This is a genomic window from Endozoicomonas sp. ISHI1, assembly GCF_024606225.1.
In the GTDB taxonomy this organism is placed as follows: domain Bacteria; phylum Pseudomonadota; class Gammaproteobacteria; order Pseudomonadales; family Endozoicomonadaceae; genus Endozoicomonas_A.
Window position 1 is genome coordinate 523,541 of record NZ_JAGRPU010000001.1, and the last position, 20,894, is coordinate 544,434.

Annotated in this window: 15 protein-coding genes; 11 read left to right on the plus strand and 4 right to left on the minus strand. The window is 44.2% G+C overall.

Going from position 1 to position 20,894, the window contains the following annotated elements; translation table 11 throughout:
• Positions 1-6: 6 nt before the first annotated feature.
• Positions 7-3,594 (minus strand): PEP/pyruvate-binding domain-containing protein, encoded by a 3,588-nt coding sequence (locus tag KBW69_RS01940; RefSeq protein WP_257279735.1) that lies wholly within the window; start codon positions 3,592-3,594, stop codon positions 7-9.
• Positions 3,595-3,922: 328 nt separating this feature from the next.
• Positions 3,923-4,459 (minus strand): hypothetical protein, encoded by a 537-nt coding sequence (locus KBW69_RS01945; protein ID WP_257279736.1) that lies wholly within the window; start codon positions 4,457-4,459, stop codon positions 3,923-3,925.
• Between the two features lie 390 nt (positions 4,460-4,849).
• On the opposite strand from KBW69_RS01945, the gene KBW69_RS01950 reads away from it, so the two are divergent.
• From KBW69_RS01950 to KBW69_RS02000, 11 genes are all read left to right on the plus strand, one after another.
• Complete coding sequence (locus KBW69_RS01950) at positions 4,850-5,956, plus strand: hypothetical protein (RefSeq protein ID WP_257279737.1); 1,107 nt, start codon at positions 4,850-4,852, stop codon at positions 5,954-5,956.
• A 161-nt stretch (positions 5,957-6,117) separates the two neighbouring features.
• Positions 6,118-7,242: a hypothetical protein gene (locus tag KBW69_RS01955; protein ID WP_257279738.1), complete on the plus strand. Its 1,125-nt coding sequence runs from the start codon at positions 6,118-6,120 to the stop codon at positions 7,240-7,242.
• A 203-nt stretch (positions 7,243-7,445) separates the two neighbouring features.
• Positions 7,446-8,675 (plus strand): hypothetical protein, encoded by a 1,230-nt coding sequence (locus KBW69_RS01960; protein WP_257279739.1) that lies wholly within the window; start codon positions 7,446-7,448, stop codon positions 8,673-8,675.
• Between the two features lie 286 nt (positions 8,676-8,961).
• Positions 8,962-10,155 (plus strand): hypothetical protein, encoded by a 1,194-nt coding sequence (locus tag KBW69_RS01965; protein WP_257279740.1) that lies wholly within the window; start codon positions 8,962-8,964, stop codon positions 10,153-10,155.
• Between the two features lie 591 nt (positions 10,156-10,746).
• A complete protein-coding gene (locus KBW69_RS01970) occupies positions 10,747-11,700 on the plus strand; it encodes a hypothetical protein (RefSeq protein WP_257279741.1) in 954 nt (317 codons plus the stop codon).
• Positions 11,701-12,071: 371 nt separating this feature from the next.
• Positions 12,072-13,190, plus strand: a complete 1,119-nt coding sequence (locus KBW69_RS01975) for a hypothetical protein (RefSeq protein ID WP_257274689.1) — start codon at positions 12,072-12,074, stop codon at positions 13,188-13,190.
• Positions 13,191-13,503: 313 nt separating this feature from the next.
• The gene (locus tag KBW69_RS01980) at positions 13,504-14,625 is read left to right on the plus strand and encodes a hypothetical protein (RefSeq protein ID WP_257279742.1); all 1,122 of its coding nucleotides are present in this window, start codon (positions 13,504-13,506) and stop codon (positions 14,623-14,625) included.
• A 357-nt stretch (positions 14,626-14,982) separates the two neighbouring features.
• Positions 14,983-15,510: a GNAT family N-acetyltransferase gene (locus tag KBW69_RS01985; RefSeq protein ID WP_257274687.1), complete on the plus strand. Its 528-nt coding sequence runs from the start codon at positions 14,983-14,985 to the stop codon at positions 15,508-15,510.
• Positions 15,511-15,612: 102 nt separating this feature from the next.
• A complete protein-coding gene (locus KBW69_RS01990) occupies positions 15,613-16,068 on the plus strand; it encodes a GNAT family N-acetyltransferase (protein ID WP_257279743.1) in 456 nt (151 codons plus the stop codon).
• A complete protein-coding gene (locus KBW69_RS01995) occupies positions 16,065-16,220 on the plus strand; it encodes a hypothetical protein (protein WP_257274685.1) in 156 nt (51 codons plus the stop codon). Before KBW69_RS01990 ends, KBW69_RS01995 begins: the two co-directional genes overlap by 4 nt.
• Positions 16,221-16,300: 80 nt before the next feature.
• Positions 16,301-17,200, plus strand: a complete 900-nt coding sequence (locus KBW69_RS02000) for a hypothetical protein (RefSeq protein WP_257274684.1) — start codon at positions 16,301-16,303, stop codon at positions 17,198-17,200.
• 16 nt (positions 17,201-17,216) lie between these two features.
• Here the strand turns inward: KBW69_RS02000 and cydC are convergent, their stop codons facing one another.
• Together cydC and cydD are read right to left on the minus strand one after the other, a co-directional pair.
• The gene (gene cydC / locus KBW69_RS02005) at positions 17,217-18,905 is read right to left on the minus strand and encodes a cysteine/glutathione ABC transporter ATP-binding protein/permease CydC (protein ID WP_257274683.1); all 1,689 of its coding nucleotides are present in this window, start codon (positions 18,903-18,905) and stop codon (positions 17,217-17,219) included.
• Positions 18,898-20,673: a cysteine/glutathione ABC transporter permease/ATP-binding protein CydD gene (gene cydD / locus KBW69_RS02010; protein WP_257279744.1), complete on the minus strand. Its 1,776-nt coding sequence runs from the start codon at positions 20,671-20,673 to the stop codon at positions 18,898-18,900. The genes cydC and cydD overlap by 8 nt, the downstream gene beginning before the upstream one ends.
• Positions 20,674-20,894 lie beyond the last annotated feature (221 nt).

Genomic DNA, 20,894 nt, shown 5'->3' on the forward strand with positions numbered 1-20,894 from the left:
AGTGAATCAGAACTCATATGCTGGTTTCTGAACGTATTTACGAACTTTGGAGTTTCTGTGGACTGCAGACCTGATAAAGGCTTCATCATTTTTAAGTTCATCATCAGCGTACACAAAAGCACGAGGATACTGTTTAATCAAGTCCAGCAGATACTCACGATCATTCAATATACTTTTACTGGCATATGATAAGAGACCAACATTATCGGCAATCAGCATTCGGATAATGTGTTTATCGCCACGGATTCTTTCGCTTGCATCATTCAGAGCTGTTGGACACTTTGCGATAGCGGCCATTACCACCTCATCATGGTCCCGAAGCTCTGAGCTGGCATATTCCAGGTCGCCCGGATGTTCTTTAATGGTGAGTAATACAAGGTCTTTATCGTTTCGAACCCGTTGGCTGGCATAGGTCAGCCCATGTTTCAGCAGAACATTCCTGACCTTTTCCTGATTATCCGGAAGCGGCTGACCTGGTGAAACATAAAACTCCAGCTTGTAAGTGCTGGGTGGTTTGATAACAAAGTATTCATTTTTCAGGCGGTTATCAAAATACTCAAACAATGGAATAGCTTTTCGGGAACCAACGAGTAATAGGTGATATAAAATTTCCCTGCGGGTATCCTCACCGATCTCGCCACTCATTAACATTTCCTGAAGTTTGTCCTTCGATTCAGCTAACCGTTGGCTATGATCAATAAACTGTTGTTGGTGGCTGCTTAATAACTGGCACCAATCGGGCGTCATACAGAAAAATCTGTAATAAAACATTGAGAAAAGACAATGTTGAAAGGCAAATCTATCAGCTTCTGCCGCAGGATCGCTATTAAGACGTTGTGCAAGAAAGTTAAAGTTCCATTGACCTCCTTCAAAAATGGCTTCATTGTACCTCAAGTGAATCTCCATCTCATCAATAGCATCTAATACAGTGATCAGTTTCTTAAAGGCACCGTGCATGGACTGAGTGGTTGTCATTCGAGGGCATTCAACGATAATTTCTCCCGCCACGGCGTTGCAACTCAGCTTCATGCCATCAGCATTTTTATCCAGTTCAATCGCTTTTAGTAACTGCACCAGAAACCACATACGCTTCAGCCTGCCGGGTTGATCACTGCCATCAGGATTATAAAACTGGTCAGAGAATTTCAGCCGCAAGGTTCGTCCTTTTCCACCCTCAGCGTGTTCAAGCAGCTCGATAATGCCCACATGATTGCCAAACTCCAGATTAACAATCATGGCATCAACCATACTGACGACAGTGGCTTGAACTCCTAATTTTTCGATGGATTCTCTGCAGGACGGCGTCAAAAGAGGCGCTTTTTCACCCAAGGGAGTGCAATCAACATAAGTGACTTCCTGTTCCATAGATACCTTGCCCTGACCAGAAGCCAGAGTAACCGGTGCCAGCGCGTTTATGAAGCACTGATGCAGGGCAAAAATCAGGTCATGGACACTCAAAACCTGCCTGGCCTCAGAGTGATGGAGTGTTTGAAGACAGGATTGCAACTGATGGCAGGCTGCCACCCACTGACGAAAAGTTCCCGATGATAACCGGTCTTCTTCGCTGGATTGCAGAGAAGGGATGATCGTTTTTAACCCTGATTGAATGGTCTGTTTCAGCGTCTCGAACCGGTTGATTATTTGCTGTAGCTCATCCAGCAATGGCTGAACCTCGGGTGAATCCTTGTCATCCGCCAGCAGCAAAAAGGCCCGGTAGCCGTCCAACAGGGCTTCGGCTCCATGAACCAGTCGCTTTATGTTGTCCCAAGATTCTGCCAGCAGCTTTGATCGCTGTGGCGACATACTTACTTTTATAGGGTTTGCCAGACCATCCAGCCCACCGCCGGGAGCAAAAAATGCCAACAGGCGGGCGTTTTGATCCGTTAGCCATTGAAAACCGCTGACAACATGACAGAATGTGCCTTCATCGGGGGTTAAATCATCCCGTGACGGGACGGCTTTTGCCAACGGGACATCAAAAACAGCAGGTGACAGGCTAATGTGACTGGCCAGTTTTTCGGTAAGGTCACCGGCAACTACGAAGGCTCCGGACTTACCATTAAAACGGCCGCAGGCCAGCGTCGCCTGCTGACCATCCTGAGCGGCCAGGGCCGCAAACTGCTCACCGCCCAGCAACAGTCTTTTTTGTTCCTGTCTCATGAGAATCGCTACATGATCATTGAAGCCACCTTCGGCAATGACAAAACCCCCTGCCCGCTTCAGGAACTCAGGCTCAAGCATCCATTCTTCGACGTGTCGGGCCAAAACAATGGCTCCGTCTGGCATAGAGTCTGCCTGTCGTTTTTTGGCCAACCAGATGGGTCCGGTACAATAGCCTTCGCTGACGGCCTCGCCAAGGGCCAGAGTGTCTTCGGGTATGGCCATAGCAAAATCCATGTCCCCGGAGAGTCGGGTAACAGGGCGTACCTGCAACAGGAACAGGCGGCCCTGATGATCGATGGCAAATTCCACATCCACGGGGCAGAGCAAAAGGTCTTCGAGCTTTATCACCATCTCCCTGAGTTCAGCAAGCATGTCATTACCGGGTGGCTGACTAAGGTCGTCTGATTGAGTGTCCGTATCAAGAATTCTTGTTTCTGAATAGCCTTTATTATCTGTGTTTTTGTTCAGGATGAAGTGACTTGAAATCGTTCCGCGATAGTATTGAGAGTGGTCAGCGCCTGCTTTGTATGAAATATCAATGCGGTGAGGCGTGTTACCGGACTGTCCTGTCAATACGCCTCTGGGCTGACCGGGTGTATACTCAACCCTGATAGTATCATCCTGAAAAGACTGAAAACTCATGACTACTCCGCCATATTGGCAGTTAATGCACTGCTGAATGATCAGCGCCATGGGTTGCGGTATGCCTTGCGAACAAACTTCAGGCCGGTAACCTGAAGCCATCACTTTAAGGCAGGTACGAAAAACATCTTCTTCTCCCTGAACTTCAGAGAGGTATTTGCCCGCCTGAGCATCGCCGTAGTTATCTTCATTGATGCCAGAACTGCGGATCATCACCGGCCCTGATGGGGAGAGTTCGTCCAGCTGACAGCGCAGATCCCTGATCTGCCGGGCCGCTTCAGAATCTTTAACCAGTTCATAAAAGTCATTACTGGCAACAAATTTCGCCAGACCGGCCAGCCACTTAGCCCTTTTGGATGGCTCTGTAGCTAGCAAGCCATTGAGGTATTCCCTGATGTTCGTCAGGCTGGCCGTTTCAACCCAAAGTTCATCGACTATGCCGGGAAGATAGGGGATCAAACGATGGATATCAAAAGTGTGTTGTTCAAGAACATTCGTCACACTGGCTGTAACACATCTGAAGGGCGGAACAGCCAGGCCTGCTTGGTGCATACACTGCAAAAACATCCCCTTACCCCCAAGCTGTTGTCGATTGAGAAGAGAACGATCAGAAGAGTCTGAATCAGGCCTGCGGCAGATGCGCTTGGCTAATGGCCTTGTCTCGGTCAAAGTGTCGAGAGCATCAATATCCTTGAAATACCTCTTGGATGGGCTTTTTTCACCGGTATTCTTGCAGGAATAAGTGATCGGGCTTTGATAATCAGGCTCATAAAACTGAGTATTTTGCATTGAGACCTCTATTGTAATGTCAAATCCATGACTTAATGGCTAGCGCATGAGATGATCAGTGAACGTGGAGCCAATACGTTATAGATAATTTATTCCTGCATTTCTGACAGTCATATTTTAATAAAGTTCACCCATCACTCTGAAGCACACAATTTGATCAGTCTCATGGCTACTATAACTATCACTACCAAGCTGACGCACGGCTGATAGCTCCGCGGGGGCATTTTCTTTCTGCTTCATAGGCTCAAAAGTCACCTGCCCGGTCATCATTCTTCGCATCGTAAGCTGCGGACCAGGCGCAACATAGCAACGGAGTTATGCTACTGATCTAGCCCATACCAATCTTACTCTCCAAATAAGCCATAAAATTACGCACTTTTTCCAGGATTAGCTTTCTAACGCCTTCTTGCTCATGATCAGGGTATTTCGATATTCCGGATTCCAGAATGTAAGGGACAATGCGATTTAATACTTTTTGCAGTTCTTCCACATCCGTATCTGGATATGTATGTTCTAAATCAAGCTGCCCGTCATTAATCTGAGATTCAACTCTTGTCATTGCAATCTGAAGAAGCACAAGAGGGTCATTACCATTGCTGGCCTGTGCCATATCAGATGTATCTGTTGATGGCTGCATTAGATGTTGCCCACCCGCAACAGACCAGAATAATTGAGGTGAAGTGTTTAGTAGCTTTGTTTGTTCCTGCTCAGGTATAGAAGGTAAGATGACTTGCAATAAAGTCTGAACAACTAAAATTGCTACAATTTTAATGTCCTTACCAGCATAAGCAGACTGACTGCAAATGCTACTCATATTACAAAATAAAAGTAAGAGAGAAAAGAATACATTTCTGACTGTTTTCATAGAGCATACTCTTTTTTCTCAAAGCTCCTAGTATAGATATAGATAGCAACATAGATACTCTGAACCCCACTAAAAAACAAAGCCAGCCTATCAGTGAAACGCGGGCTAGCGCTCTCAGAGCCGAAAGCATACTTTTAACGCACAATGTATCCCGTGTCAGGATCGATGTCGTCAAATTCATGCCAATGATGCACAACAAAAAGATTTGCACAAGTATTGACAAGAACTTTAGACTTAATGCCTTTCACGGAATCTCGATCTATTGCAACAATCCAAGAAAAATATTTTTAAACGCACATGTACGTTTACCAAGTGTAAAACACTCTCAAAAAAAAGTTATATGAACTGCTTGAGCTATTCTTAACTGCCAATATCTAAAAGTTGATGTTAATGGCAGATAGGTATTTGACAATGAAAAAAGAGAACAGGTTTAATATTCTAATATTGTTTTTACTGCTATCCTCTTATTCAAACTCAGATGTTTTGCACTTTGAGTGGAAGTTAGAACACCACAGTTACCTACTACTGAGAGGTACAACTGAAACATCCTCCCAAACCAGTCATAGCAACGCTTTAGCAGGGTTCAATGATCACTCATCAGAATTAGATGGATCCACTCAACTTTTCACTGTTTGTTCAGGGCATGATTTTGCGATCTATGACGTAGCCTCTTCCACTCATTTAGTTTTTGATCAGAATAACCCCGGTTATATTGTTCCAAAACTTTTTCGTACTTTATTAGGGAATGGCATTCAGCCGATTCAACATCGCTTGCATACTCAATACATTCTGAGAGGTCAGACGGCAACGACAGCAGGCAATATTGCTGAACTTTTATGTTGTATTTTCTGTAATCCTTTTTATATGGGATTCAAGATGTACTCAAGCAATATTTCACATGGATCTGAAAATGAGTTGGCCAGAATTAGAGCGCTGGAAGCAGCAATGCCAAACCACTTGCCAGAACATGTCACTGTCCATAAGCGCTCTTTATCTCATAAGGCCATGAGCAGTGACAACCAAATTATTTCAACCTCAAGCACAGAAACTGTAGACGGCAATACTCATATATTTGACCTTTTCCTAAATACGCCTGAAACACACCAGTGGATAGCAGAGCATCTAAACCCAACGACCAACCTTAAACTAGAGCTGATAATACCTGAGTTATTCGATATGGCCTTACCTGCAGAAATTCTTGTACAAGAGCAAAACGACACAAATAATAGAGAAAGCCTTCAACCATCGCATTTTGTATCATTTAATTTAGATAACGGAGTCAGAGTACAATACCACATTTATCAAGTGTCCACCCATAATATTCAGGTATTAGCGATTTTGGTCAGCACTCATGGTTATACCCTGACACTGTCGGTTGATGATTATAATGTCGAAGCTAACCAACCTCCTCCACATTATGCGGAATTACCAGAAAATTATCGTTGTAACGGAGCATGTAATTGTGCTGCCTCAAGAATCATCTCTGATGAGCATTGAGCATTTAATGACAGACATAGTGCCATTTCCAGTTCTACGCACTCCGATGAATCATTCAAATAGTTGTTAGAAACCTCAAAAAATTGTTATATGAACTTTTTTGGCTATTCTTAACCGCCAATATCAAAAAATTAACATTAGCCACGAATAGGTAATTGACAATGAAAATAGACGTCAGATCAATTATTTTACTTTTTCTCTGCCTGCTATCATCTTATTCAAACTCAGAAGACTTACACTTTAACTGGAAGCTGGAGCAGCAGGGTAGTTTATTACTAAGCGGCACAGCCACATCATCCACTCATACCCGTCATAGTAATGCAAGAGGATACACTGAAGATGAACCTTCTCTAACATGTGCTTTATTTTTGGTGGATAATTTTGCTGACTACAAAGTAATTTCATTCACAAATATAGAATTTAATCAGAATAACTTACATAATCTTGTGCCAGATTTTTTTAATGGCTTATTAGGAAGTGGCCGTCATAATCTCAAACATAGTTTCGAGACTCATTACACACTAAGAGGTCAAACGACAACAACAGCATATACTATTGCTGAAGTCTTATATTGCATGTTCTGTCCTATATGCTTTAGAACTAATCCGTTGATTTTTGAAAACACGGCAAATAATGAAGAGAGAGTGAGAGCGCTGGAAACAGCAACACCCAACCAAATGCCAGAATATGTAACGATCGATAACCGCTCTATAACACATACAAGCGTGACAAATGATCGTCAGATGCTTTTATTGTCAAGCACAGAAGCCATAGACGACAACACTCATATATTTGATCTTTTCCTTAATACTCCAGAAGCGCAAAAGTGGATAATCGAGCATCTAAGCCCTACAACCGACATGGTATTGGAACTGTTAATACCTGAGCTGTTCAATACAGCTATACCTGCTACGATTCTTGTGCAAGAACAAAGCGGTGAAAATGATAGTGAAGATGACAGTACATGCTTGCAACCAACACATTTTGTATCATTATATTTACTTAACGGACCTAGCGTTAAATACCACCTCAAGAAACTATCCACCAATAATATTCAGGTATTAGCGATTATGGTTAGCATTCATTATTATACCCTGACACTGACAGTTGATAATTATGATGTTATAGCTAACGAGCCTCCTCCACATTATGCGGAATTATACGAAAGCTGTCATTGTAACGGCGCATGTAATTGTGCCAACTCAAGAAACAATAGAACTGATGGCTCAGATAATCAGGTTGGTACTACTTTCAGTAGCCATATGTTTTTTCCTCGTACCCACTAGATAAAGGATCCGCAAGTATAAGTGATTGATGAATATTGGATGTTTATTTAAATGCATAATTCCATTTCTCAGCACCTTGAGATGCTAAGTTTCTATCTCAGAACCAGTAGGAATCTCAAAAAAATCAGTTTATTGAACTGTGTGTGCTACTCTTAACGGCCAATGTATAAAAATTGATATGAGTAACAAATAGGTAGTTGACAATGGAAACAAACGTCAGATTAATCATTTTATTCTGTCTGTGCTTGCTATCATCTTATTCAAACTCTAATGACTTGTACTTTAAATGGAAGTTGGAGTATTTTGATCAATTAGTACTCAGTGGTACAGCCACATCATCCACTCACTCTAGTCATGGCGATCCCACAAGAGAATGCTATTTCGATGACCCTGCTAAATGTTTTAGTGATAATTCCTGTGATTATCTTGTCAGTTATGACTTGGCTTCTTCCACTAATATAGAATTTGATCAGCATAATTCGGCTCATACTGTGCCAGCATTTTTTCATGGCCTATTAGGAAACAGCCTTCATAACCTTCAACATACCTTCCATACTCGTTACACATTAAGAGGTCAAACTGCAACAAGGGACTCCATTGTTACTCAGTTTTTAGACTGTTTTTGCTGCCTTCTTTGTTATACGGGTTACGAGACCGTTTATCAAAACTTGCTAAACCTGGAAGAAAAAGTAAGAGCACTGTCAGCAGCAACACCAGACAATTTGCCAGAACATGTCACTATTGATAGCCGCTCTATATCTCATACCGCTGTGATCAATAATTATCAAACGCTTTCATCGTCAACCACAGAAGCTATAGACGATAATACCCATATATTTGACCTTTTCCTGAATAATCCAGAAACAAAAAAATGGATAGTAGAGCATCTAAATCCAACGACCAATCATATGTTGGAATTGATAATGCCCGGCTTAATCAATACAGCTATACCAGCTACAGTTCACGTGCAAGAACGAGACAGTGAAGACGATAGTGAAAACTTGCAAGCATCACATTTTGTTTCATTGAATTTTCTGACCGGAACTAAAGTGCAATACCACCTTAAGAAGTTATCCACCAATAATATTCAGGTACTGGCGATTCTGGTTAGCTCTAGTGGCTACACCCTGACACTCATTATTGATAATTATGATGTTATAGCCAACCAGCCTCCGCCACTTTATGCCGAGCTACCATTACAGTTACCATTACAAAAAGCCTGTCATTGTAATGGGGCATGTAATTGCGCTACCTCAAGAAACAATGATACCAGGCCCGATTCTGAAGACATGTTGAATAGGGAGTTGTTCCACGCCCAGAGTAATATGATTACTGAAGATGGTATGCCGGAAGAAGTGAGACAATTGGTGCTAGCAGCGCTGCTCTTACCGAAATGGAAAAACGATCATGAACAGCCCAATACGGAGCGGTAATCAACGTCAGGTTGAAAGTCAAAAAACAAAACACCTGCCTCTGATGACTATTGGGCATTTATTAAAAGACAGAACTCCATTACTCAGCTCAGTGAGCCCCCATGAGTCATTCAGGTTGTAAAGTGAGCTTCCATCTAGAAATTATTAGCAACCTGCCCAAGTTTTATAAGTTGTACAAGGACGTCTAATAGTGTTAAAACCTAAAAAGTTTGTTATATGATCTATTTGAACTATCCTTGATCGCTGATGTCTCAAATCAATATCAACAACAAATGAGTTGTTAACAATGAAAAAAAACGTCAGATTAATCCTTTTACTCTGTCTCTGCTTGCTATCATCTTATTCAAACTCACAAAACTTGCACTTTAAATGGAACTTAAAGTATTTCGATCGTTTAATACTCAGTGGTACAGCCATATCATCCACACACGTCAGTCATAGCGAGATAACAAAAGAGTGCTATTGGCAGCATGTCCTCACTAAATTTTTTAGTGGTATATCTGGGGATCACTTTGTCAATTATGATCTGGTCTCCTCTACTCATATAGCATTTAATCAGTTCGACTCAGCCAGTAATCTGCTGGCTTATTTTCATGAGTCGGCTTATTTTCATGGCTTATTAGGAGATGGCTTTCAAGATCTTCAGCATATCTTTCGTACGCGTTACACACTAAGAGGTCAAACGACAACAATAACACGTAATATTGTTCAATTATTATATTGCATTTTCTGCTTTCCTTTTTTTTTGAGAAGCGAGACGATTAATCAAGACATTCCAGAGCAGGAAGCGAGAATAAAGGCGCTGGAAGCAGCAACGCCAAACCATTTGCCAGAACATGTAAGCATCGATAGCCGCTCTATAACCCATATAGCTTTGACCGATAATATTCGAAGGCTTTTATCGTCAAGCACAGAAGCTGTAGACGATGATATCTATATATTTGACCTGTTCCTGAGCAATCCGGAAACACAAAATTTGATAAAAGCACATCTAAACTCTGAGACCTACAAGACGCATGAATTTATTATAATACCCGGGTTATTCAATACAGCCAGACTTGCTGAGATTGTCGTAAAAGAGCAAAGTAGTGAAAACGACAGTGAAGGTGACGATGACCTGAAACCAACAAATTTTTTAACATTAATCTTTCGTGGCGGACCTGTTGTGCGATACCACCTCAAGAAATTACCCACCAATGACATTCAGGTATTAGCGGTTTCGGTTAGCTCTGATTCTTATATCCTGTCATTTGTTATTGATAATTATGATGCTTTAGCTAACCAACCTATGACAACTTATTATTCATCGGAAGGACCATTATTCTTCGTCGAACCCTGTCATTGTAGAGGAGCATGTAACTGTGCTAACTCAAGAAATAATCATACAGATGAATCAGATTATCAGAATGACAACATGAATGAGAACATGAGTGACAGCATCACTGATAGTGTGTTTTTTACTCTGGAGCAGTCAAAATGAGTACAAGGTTGTAAAAACCTCAAAAAAAATAGTGAGATGAGCTGCACGTGCTATTCTCAGCTGCCAATGTCTGAAGATTGATATTAGTAACAAATAGGTAGTTAACATTGAAAACAAACGTCAGGTTAATCATTTTACTCTTGCTTTGCTTGCTATCATCTTATTCAAACTCAAATGACCTGCACTTTACATGGAAGCTGGAGCATTTGGGGCGATCAGTACTCAGTGGTACAGCCACATCATCCACTCATTCCAGTCACAGTGAGGGTACAAGAAAATGCTATTGGGATGACCCCACCAGATGTTTTAGTTATATTTCCGGGGATCGTTTTGTCACTTACGGACTGACCTCTTCCGCTAATATAGAGTTTAATCAGCATAACACGGCCAATCGTGTGCCAATTTTTTTTCGTGACTTATTAGGAAATGGCCAACATAACTTTCAGCATCGTTTCCATATTCGTTACACATTAAGAGGTAAAACGAAAACAACAGCACGTAATATTATCCAAAATGTTAAGCTTTTTTAATACGCCTTTTATTTCGACTAGCAGTATGTTTTTTCAAAACTTACCAAAGGATGAAGAAAGGGTGAAAACGCTGGAAGCAGCAACGCCAGAGAGTTTGCCAGAACATGTAAGTATCGTTGGCCGCTCTGTATCTCGATCTTATATAGTCGTGACCGATAATGATCAAAAGCTGTTATCGTCAAATACAAAAGCAATAGACCATGATACCCATATATTCGACCTTTTCCTGAATACTCCAGAAACACGACAATGGATAATAGATCAGCTACTAAACTCTCTGACCTACAGGACGTTTAAGCTGATAATTCCTGAGTTATTCAATACGGCCAGGCCCGCTAATATTCTTGTGCAACAGCAAAGCATTGAAGATGATAGTGTAAACCTGCAACCGTCTCATTTTTTATCATTATATTTTCAAAAAGGAACTGTCGTACAATATCACCTCAGGAAATCACCCGACAATGACATTCAGGTATTAGCGATTTCGGTTAGCTCTAAATTTTATACCCTGACATTCACCATCGATCATTATGATGCTTCCGCTAAAGCTAACCAACCTCCTCCACATTTTGCACAATTCCCGGGAACAGGAAACTGTTACTGTGGTGGAGCATGTAATTGTGCCACCTTAAGAAATAATAATACCGGAGCCACTCTTGCAGAGCTGGAAGCAGCGTGTCACTGGCCGGAAGTGGAAAACACGCTCACCATGAAGGATGCTCGTGAAATATTACGCTCGATGGTATCACAATACAAGGATGGCGATTTCAATATGGAGTTGCACCGCTCCTCGCGGCTGAAACGCGAAGACAAGCCCACTAAGAAGAAAATTCACGTCTTATTACCAGACTCCCGGGAAACCGAAGACGAGGATGGCAATTTCAATATGGATGCGTTCCGAACCACCTACACCCTGTTTAATGAACAAGAAATGCCCCAAGAGGAAGAAGAGAATGAAATGCATAGATACCCGGAATGTCAAGACGCGGATGACGAGTTTAATGTGAAGCAGTAATGAACATCAGGTTATGCTACGTTCACATTTCTCAGGGAGAATCGTCTTGCCGCTAATCAAGAGAAAACCCTATCCACGGGTTGAGAAGTTTATGAGACATAAATCAACAGCATTGCTAAGAGCTATCATTGTAAGCTGATAGATAACTCCGTCGTTGGGAATAGTGATGGGCTTAGACCGACGACAATTATATAAAGACGGGTAAAAGCAACGATACCTTAACAAAAAAACCAAACACTTCTCTTTTTTTTAAACATTCAGGTACGGTTAGTTATCGTTAGAACTCCAGAAAGTTTTTTCACATAAGTCATTTGAACTATTCTTAACTGCCAATATCTAAAATTTTACTAATGATAAACAGGTAGTTAAAAGTGAAAACAAACGTCAGTTTTATTGTTTTATTCCTGCTTTGCTTACTATCATCTCATTCAAACTCAAAAGAGTTACAATTTAACTGGAAGCTGGAAAATCATGGCCATTTAACACTCACTGGTACAGCCACATCATCCACTTCCAGCGAGTATAGTGATGGTGTAAGAATGCGTAATTATGATGACTCCGATCAACTGGACTCTGTTGATACCGGGCGTGATTGCGACCATTATGACGTATTTTCTAAAACTCAAATACATTTTAACCAGACTAATACTAGTAATAATGTACCAGATTTCTTTTATAGCTTATTTGGCAACGGCCTTAATGACCTTAAACATACCGTCCGAACTCGTTACACACTAAGAGGTCAAACGACAACAACAACATGCAGTCTTTCAGAATTATTATGTTGCATTTTCTGTAAACCTTGTTCAGTAGCATACGAGCTACATTCACATGACTTGGAAAATCAGCAAGAAAGGGTGAGAGCACTGCAGGCAGCAACACCAAGCAATTTTCCAGAACATCGAACTATCGATAGACGCATTATGACTCATAGAGCTAGAACAAATAATCTTCAAACACTTTTTTTGTTAAGTAGAGAAGCTCTCGATGATGACACCCATATAGTTGAGCTTTTCCTGAATACTTCACAAGCACAAAAATGGATAATAGGTCAGCTAAACCGATCAACCAACCAGAGGTTAAAATTGATAATACCTGAGTTATCCCATGAAGCTTTACCGGCTGTCATTCTTGTGCAAGGTCGAAATGACAGAAGTCATAGTGAAAGCCTGCAACCATCACATTTTGTATCATTCATTTTCACTAATGGGATTAAAGTACAATACCACCTTAATCAAGTATCCGACGAAGATATTCAGGTATTGGCGATTGCGGTTAGCGCTCATGGTTACACACTGACGATGGTGGTTAATAATTACGATGTTATAGCTCACCAACCCCCTCCACATTATTCAGAATTAGTAAAAACCTGTGATTGTGACGGCGCATGTAATTGTGCTAGCTCAAGAGAAAATGAAACCGATGTCTCAGGTTATCAGAGTGATACCCCTAGTAATTATGTGCTCTTTGGACTGGAGCACTCAAACTGAACATCAGGTTAAGCTAATTCCTCTCATTCATATTTCTCAGACTTGGTAGTCCTTAAGCTAATCAAGATGAAATCTGATTCTCAGGAGAAGAAAATCTTGAGACTTCAGTCAAGGATCATTTGTAAGAACCGGTATGGTCAACGGTTAATAAGCTCCGTTGTCTTGAATAGTGACAGTCAAAGACCGATGACCAAAATAAAGACTGGTAACTATACCTTAACAAAAAAAATCCATACAACTCTCTGTTTTTAAACTACTTTGATTAGTTCACAACTAATGACAAAACTGTAATATAAAAACTGTGAGGTTTTCGTTGAATAAACCATTTCCTTCTTTCTCAAACGCATTAACCCCTTCTTTGTTTCTGGCTGTTTCGTTTTCCATGTCGATGAGCTCCTATGGGTTACCAGTGGACACCTTGTGTGAAGAGTATGGAGAGCGTTTCAATCAGGCTAACTCACCCTCCAGTCTTGGCGGTGCCTATGGCGAATGGATTGATAATAAATGCAATATTACTGTTCTTCCCTTAAGTGAACATAACAAAAAAGTTTCTCTTGTCGATGTCAGACTCCCCATTGTTTTGAAACCCTCTCCGGTGTCAGACTCAGGCGTTTCCATAACGCAGGAACATCAAAAACAAAAGGAGATAGATGTCTCATTTATTTCACCATCAAACATTGAACCCACCTCCCACAAAGGCAAGTATTATCCGATCTATTCTCCCCGTGCCGGCGATGATGATTATTCTGATGGCTTAACATCGAAGAATCCTACCTTAATGGCATCTCCGGGGTATGAAGAAGAGGTTCTATTGGAACTGCCGGGCGATGTCATTATCGAAGAGGGTTTCATTATTGACCGCTCTCAACTCAAACCCACCATCAGTGGCTGCTTCCATTCGGGTCTTGCACTGTTTGGCAAAATGATTTCTGGCGACGTCTCAGGTGTTGGCTTTTCAGATATGGGTCTTCCAGCTTGTACCGGATTGTATTTGGGTGCAGCTGACTTCACAGTCCCTGACAACAAGATCCGACAAGCGCATAAAAATAAAGCCAGCTCAGGAGGAAGCAATGGAAGCGCTGGCGCCAAAAGTAAGAATAATGGCAATGGCCATAGAGGTGGTAGTCATGGACGCGGTGGAAAAAGCAGCAAAAATGGCAAAGGCGCTGGTGCCAGTGGTGGAGCCGGTGGCGGACAGGACCCCTTTCAAGGAGGTAAAGGCCCTAAGTTTATGATGGAACCGGATTTTAAGGCGTTAGTTGATGCCATAAGAAAACTTGCCAGCCTGAAAACAGAGAAGGGATTTGATCGATCATCAAGCTCGGTTAAATCACTCGCTGGACAAATCAGAAACGGTATCAAAAATTTGTCAGATGATCAGAGAGAATACATTTATACAAATTCCATCTATCAATCCATCACCCACCTGTTATGAGCAGCTAACCAGTTGGTTTCACAAATCTGGACGGTGGTTTTTTTCCATCCTGCTGCGCTCCAGTTCTGGCTACGTAAATAAGGCCAGGCTCAGTCATTGTAACTGGGATGAGTGCCTTGGTGGATGACAAAACCCACTCACCAGAATGTGCGTACCCAACTGGCCAGATACTCAAGATTTGTGTTTTTCTGAGGCACTCTTCAATGGACGATATTGTTGAGTGCTTTTGATGAAAGAACCAACGCTCAGTCATGTCAGTGACTTGAACATCACCTCAAAAAAGCTTTAAAACAAAGGATTTATGTTTAAATTCATGGCAGGATATCAGACAAGAAGCAACAACAAGAGTCTGACATTATGGAAAAGATAATTACCACAGACCGATTAATCCTCAGGGCTTTCACTCCGCAAGACGCTGGCCAGGTAGAAATACTCGCTGGAGAAGAGCAGGTAGCCAGACTGACCGAAAACATACCCCACCCCTACCCTGATGGCCTGGCAGAAGAATGGATTAAGGATAATGAAAGCCTGAGAGAAAAAAACAGTGCTTTCGTCTATGCCATCACACTGAAATCATCAGACACACTACTGGGAGCCATTGGGTTGACTAACACCACCCACACACAAGCTGAATTGGGCTATTGGCTGGGACTGCCCTACTGGGGGCAGGGGTATTGCTCTGAAGCCGGACAATCACTCATCAGCCATGCCTTTGAGCAGTTGCCATTCAACCAGATCCGCGCCAGAGCACTCACTAAGAACGTAAAGTCCGAGCGGGTACTCTTGAGACTCGGTTTTCGATCCACCTCGGAAATTCTTGAAAAAGTAAAAGAAGATATGGATACCGTAAAATATTATGTTCTGGATCGAAATCATTCAGGTTAAGTCGCCGGAAGTGGTCAGGATCAAGATTGTCACTCCGCAAGCGACGGATCACCGCATCCACTTTCCAGTTTCAACAACCATTCGGCAGTAAAAGAATTATTTATGGAAATAAAACTAGACGACCTGCAGGGCCAGGAAATTGCTTATCTTCTCAAGGAGCATCTGGATGATATGCACACTCAGTCACCGGCAGAAAGCGTTCATGCTCTGGGTATTGAGGCGTTGCGCTCGCCAGATATTACCTTCTGGTCCGTCTGGATAAACCGCAGTCTGGCCGGTTGTGGCGCCTTGAAAGCCCTCTCGCCCCATGAAGGTGAAATCAAGTCCATGAAGACCTCATCCGGCTTTCTCAGAAGGGGTGTGGCTTCGGCTCTCTTGAAAAATATTCTCAGTGAAGCGGAACGAAGACAGTATAAAACCGTGTACCTGGAGACAGGCTCCATGGACCACTTCAAACCAGCCTGTGAGCTTTATGAGCGCTTTGGTTTTGAGCCCTGTTCACCTTTTGGAGATTATCAGGAAGACCCCAACAGCCTTTTCTTTTCAAAAAAACTGTGACCCCATATCGCCGGGTATTGCCTGACGCTATCGCCCATGAGTATGAAGATGAAGCTTTGCCTAAAGTTCACACCGAAGTGCTACGACTCAACCCTCTTTTATTGACAGTGCCTGATAAAATCGATCGCTATCTGCATGATAAGCTGCCATAAAAGGCGGGCATAATCAGCCTTCTATACTGAAAATGTTTGTTTCTAAAACATAATAAGGACGGCTCTACAGGGACTGAACCATGGCCACCAGCGTTGAAAACTGCCTGAACACACTCCGACAGGACCTCCTCCGGGAAACGATTCCGACAAGCCGACAGCCGCCCGAACCTGAAGACAAGCCTCGCTGGCTCGGGAGGCGCATGGTCAGAAAGGTAAAGGACTTCGGTCTTAAACTGGCTGACATGCTCAGGGGCCGTGGCTGGCTCAGCGATAAAAAGATCAATGAGCGGGAAATTCACGAATGCCGCTGGGCCCGGAGCGTTGCCGGGGCAGGACTGGTTGACCAGCGTTTGATTCCTGTTAAAGTCCCGGAACAGGAGCTTGTCGAGCGCACTCAACTAGCCCGGGAACTCTGGCAAAAAGACCCGTACAGTTTTGCCCTCTGGTGCATTGAAAACGATCAACCTTTCCCTGAACACTTTCTGGTGGCAGAACTCATCCCCTGGCAGATGGAAGAATTTGCCAGCCTGGGCCTTAATCGCAATGATGCGGCTCGCATGTCCCTGCGCCTGAGTGTTGCAGTGAAGCTAATGAATCCCCCTGAAGCCAATGATCAAGGGGAAAGCCTGACGGTATTGCCGACAGATAGCCCGGATGAGATTGAAAGAAAGGGGCGTTATCACGAAATTCTTCCCAATCAGAATCATGACCGGGAATCGGCCGATCGGTATATGGACAGTTTTATAGGCCACTATTCCCCCCGCGAGCAAATCGAACTCTTGAAAGCCTGCCGGGATGAACTGGCGACCAACCCTGACAGTCATCGACTGTCCGAGCTCAGCTTACTCAGAAAAGTGATCAGTGATCGTCAAAAACAAGAGACCGCGCAATTTCTCAGCCAGCGACAAGGCAACGATGACAACCTGATCGACTTCGATACAGAACTGGACGAGAGAGGGCGTCCAAAAAAACCGTCATGACCATAGAATTTCCCGGCTAAACAACGCGCCCGCCATCCATTTGAATCACGCGGTCCATGCGCTCCAGCATGGCCTTTTTATGGGTAATCATAATGACGGTTTTATCCCGGTATGCGTCCAGAATCTGATTCATCAAATGATCCTCACTGATCGGGTCAAGCCCCTCACTGGCTTCATCCATAATCAACACTTCACCCTTTTTCAAAAGTGCCCGGGCTATCGCGAGCCTGCGCTGCTCTCCTCCGGAAAGAGCAACCCCACCCTGCCCCAGCCATAGATCGAGCAAGTTATGGTCACCTTCAGCCGCTGCCAGACGATCCAGACCTACCGCCTTGACCGTTTCCAAAAGTTCACTGTCCTGCGCTTCGGGTCGGGCCATTTTCAGATTTTGCCTGAGCGTCGAACTGAACACGTGGGTTTGCTGGGGAATCACCGTTAACAACTGATAGAGTGAAGCCTCGGAATAGTCATTAATGGCAATGCCACCCACCTCGATTCTGCCTTCAAACCCCGTGAGCTGTCGGGTGAGGATTCGGATCAGTGTTGACTTGCCACAACCCGTTTTACCCAGTAATGCCAGATGCTGACCTGCTGGAATATCAAGACTGATGCCATCCAGAATCATCGGACCCTCTGTCTTACTGACCGCTGCGGCTGGATATTGGAAATAGACATCCAGAAAAGCAATCTGGCCTTTGAAGGCATCCGGTAGGGTTTTATCTCCAAATTCAATGGCTTCTTCTTCAAGGATTTCGGTCAGCCTCGAAGCGGCCAGTTGGGTGTTGCCAAGAAACTGGAAAGCACCCGGCAAAGGCATCAATGCTTCAAAAGCTGCCAACACCGCAAAAACCGACATAACCATAACGGGCCCGGAAATAACACCCTGCTGATATTCTCCTGCGGCAAGATACAGCATGATGACCGCTGAAATGCCAGCCCCGGCCAACATCAACGCACCACCCAGCCCTTCCAGTCTCGACATTTTTTTTTGGGTATGGTGCAGATGTTGCTCAGTAGCGTCGGTACGTTCTCTCATCCTGACTTCTGAACCATAAATTCTGGATTCAGCCATGCCCTGTAGATAGTCCAGGACTTTTTGTCTCAGCTCCCCCATCAGCTTGCCCTGTTGCCGACCACTCTTGTAACCGAGGCGGTAGAACATCAGGGGTAGCACGATCAGCCAGACGCCCATCAGCAGTATCGCCCCCCGGCCCAGTACAGGACTGAAGAAACTCAGTCCAAGGGAAAGCAGAATAACAACCAGCACCGCAGCAGTGACCGGACTGAACAGTCTCAGATAAAGCTGATCCAGAGCATCAACGTCCGCCACAAGACGGTTCAGCAACTCAGCTTTTCGATAGCGCTTCAACTGAGTCATAGAAAGTGGAAGCAGTTTCTCGAAGAACCAGCTTCTCAGCCAGGCCAACAGCTTGAAGGTAGCATCGTGACTCACCAATCGTTCAAAGTATCGGGCAGCAGTACGACCGATCGAAAAACCTCGAACCCCCGCACCGGGAGAGAAGAAGTCAAACGTCTGAGCGGTCACAACCGTCAGACCCGCCAGAGCCGTTGCCGTGATAAACCAGCCAGACAAAGCCAACAGCCCAAGACTGAACAGCAAGGTCGCCAGAGCCAGTAACATACCCACAGACAGAGCACCCCAGTGCCTGCGATAAAGCTTTAAATAAGGCAGCAAATCACTCATTATCAAGACTCCCTGCTAAACCAGCCACAAAGGCTTGCACCACCGCAGACTCCCGTTTGAGAACACCTGGTTCACCATCGGCGACCAACTGCCCGTTTTCAAGCATCAACACTCTGTCCATCGAATCAATTTGCTTGAGCCGATGAGTGACAGTGATCACCGTACATTCCGGATCAATGGCTTCCAGAGCATCCAGAACGAGGCGCTCATTGTAGGCGTCCAGACTGGCTGTTGGCTCATCCAGAATTAACAATTTCACCGGCTCAGCGATGGCTCTTGCCAACGCTATTCGCTGTGCCTGCCCTACAGAAAGGTTACCCCCCTGTTCTTGCAGCAGAGCGTTCAGCCCCTCTGGTAACTGTTCGACAATCTCCATAGCCTGAGCCTTTGCCAGAGCCCGATTGACCTGAGACTCATCCAGATCACGACCTAATGAAACATTTTCATAGACCGTGCCATGGATAATCATGGGTTGCTGCCCCAACCAGGCGATTCTTTTACGCCAGTTATCCATTGAAAAGCTGGAGAGGTCTTCTCCGGCGACCCTGATTTTGCCCTGATAGTTCCAGAATCCCATCAGGGTATTAACCAGCGTCGACTTACCTGCCCCGCTGGGACCAATGATGGCCACCCGTTCGCCGGTCGCAATGTCAAAAGAGACTTCCTTGAGTAATGCTCTGCCTTCGACACTACCCTGAACCGTCAGACGCTCTGCATTGAGTGAAACCGGCGTCTCCATGGCCAACGAACCCTTGCCCTGATGCACCCTGGACTCTTCGCGTTCAAGCGTCTCAAGGATAAGTTCTGCTGCACCTACTGCTTTTGATTTAGCGTGATAATGCGTTCCCAGATCACGCAGAGGTTGATAAAACTCAGGTGCCAACAACAGCAGGAATAAACCGGAATAGAGGCTAACCCCGGCACCATAACTGCCAAAATTGAGATAGCCCAGAAAACTCATTCCCAGGTAAACGGCGAGAATGGCAATGGAAACAGACGCAAAAAACTCCAGCACCGTGGAAGATAAAAAGGCCAGTCGCAGAACCTGCATGGTTTTATGTCGAAAATCTTCACTGGCCGTTTTCAGAGACTCGTGCTCATGGCGGGTGCGCTGGAACAGCCTTAACGTTTCCATCCCCTGCAAACGATCCAGAAAGAAGCCTCCCAGTCGGTTCAAGGCCCGAAAATTCCGTCGATTCGCCTCAGCGGCCTTGATTCCTACCAATGCCATAAACACTGGAATCAAAGGGGCTGTCCCCAAGAAAATCAGACCGGCAGTCCAGTTCATTGGAAAGGCCACGATCAAAATGACCAAAGGAATTAATACCGCCAGAGCCATCTGTGGAATGTAGCGAGCAACAAACTCCTGTAGCTCTTCCACCTGCTCTACCACCATAGTCGACCAGCTGCCTGCAGGCTGCTCAGCAATCACCAGAGGGCCCAGAGCTTTTAGCTTGTTGAGAATGGCTCCACGAATGACTTCCCTGACAACCAACCCGGCTCTGAAACCAGTGATCTCCCTGCCCCAATGGCAAAGTGCTCGCAGCACTATGATCATGACAGTCAGCATCAGGTCATGGATCAAAGACGCCCTGACTGCGTCTTCCATCACGATCTGATGAATAATTTTCGCCAGCAACGAAGCCTGCGCCAGGAACAGAAGACCATTGATCAAGCCCAGTATGATGGATGCCAGCAACCAGTTCTGTGTAGGACTGAGCTGGCCGATCAACCATTTATAAGCCCGCTTCTCCGTGATACGTCTCATAGCAGAGGAAACAACCTGAGGGGAAAAGAAAGCTATTCTATCTGAACCAGGGTGGTTATACAGTCAGGCATCCGTAAATTACCGTACCCTTTCAGAAAGAATGGCGATAATTCACACCGGTTTCATCCAATAAGTATCCGACCAGTGGGTGATTGCAATAACAGTCGTAAGTCAAAACAACTCAACGTATAATTCCCGGCTTTAGATTCCTCTTCTCAGTG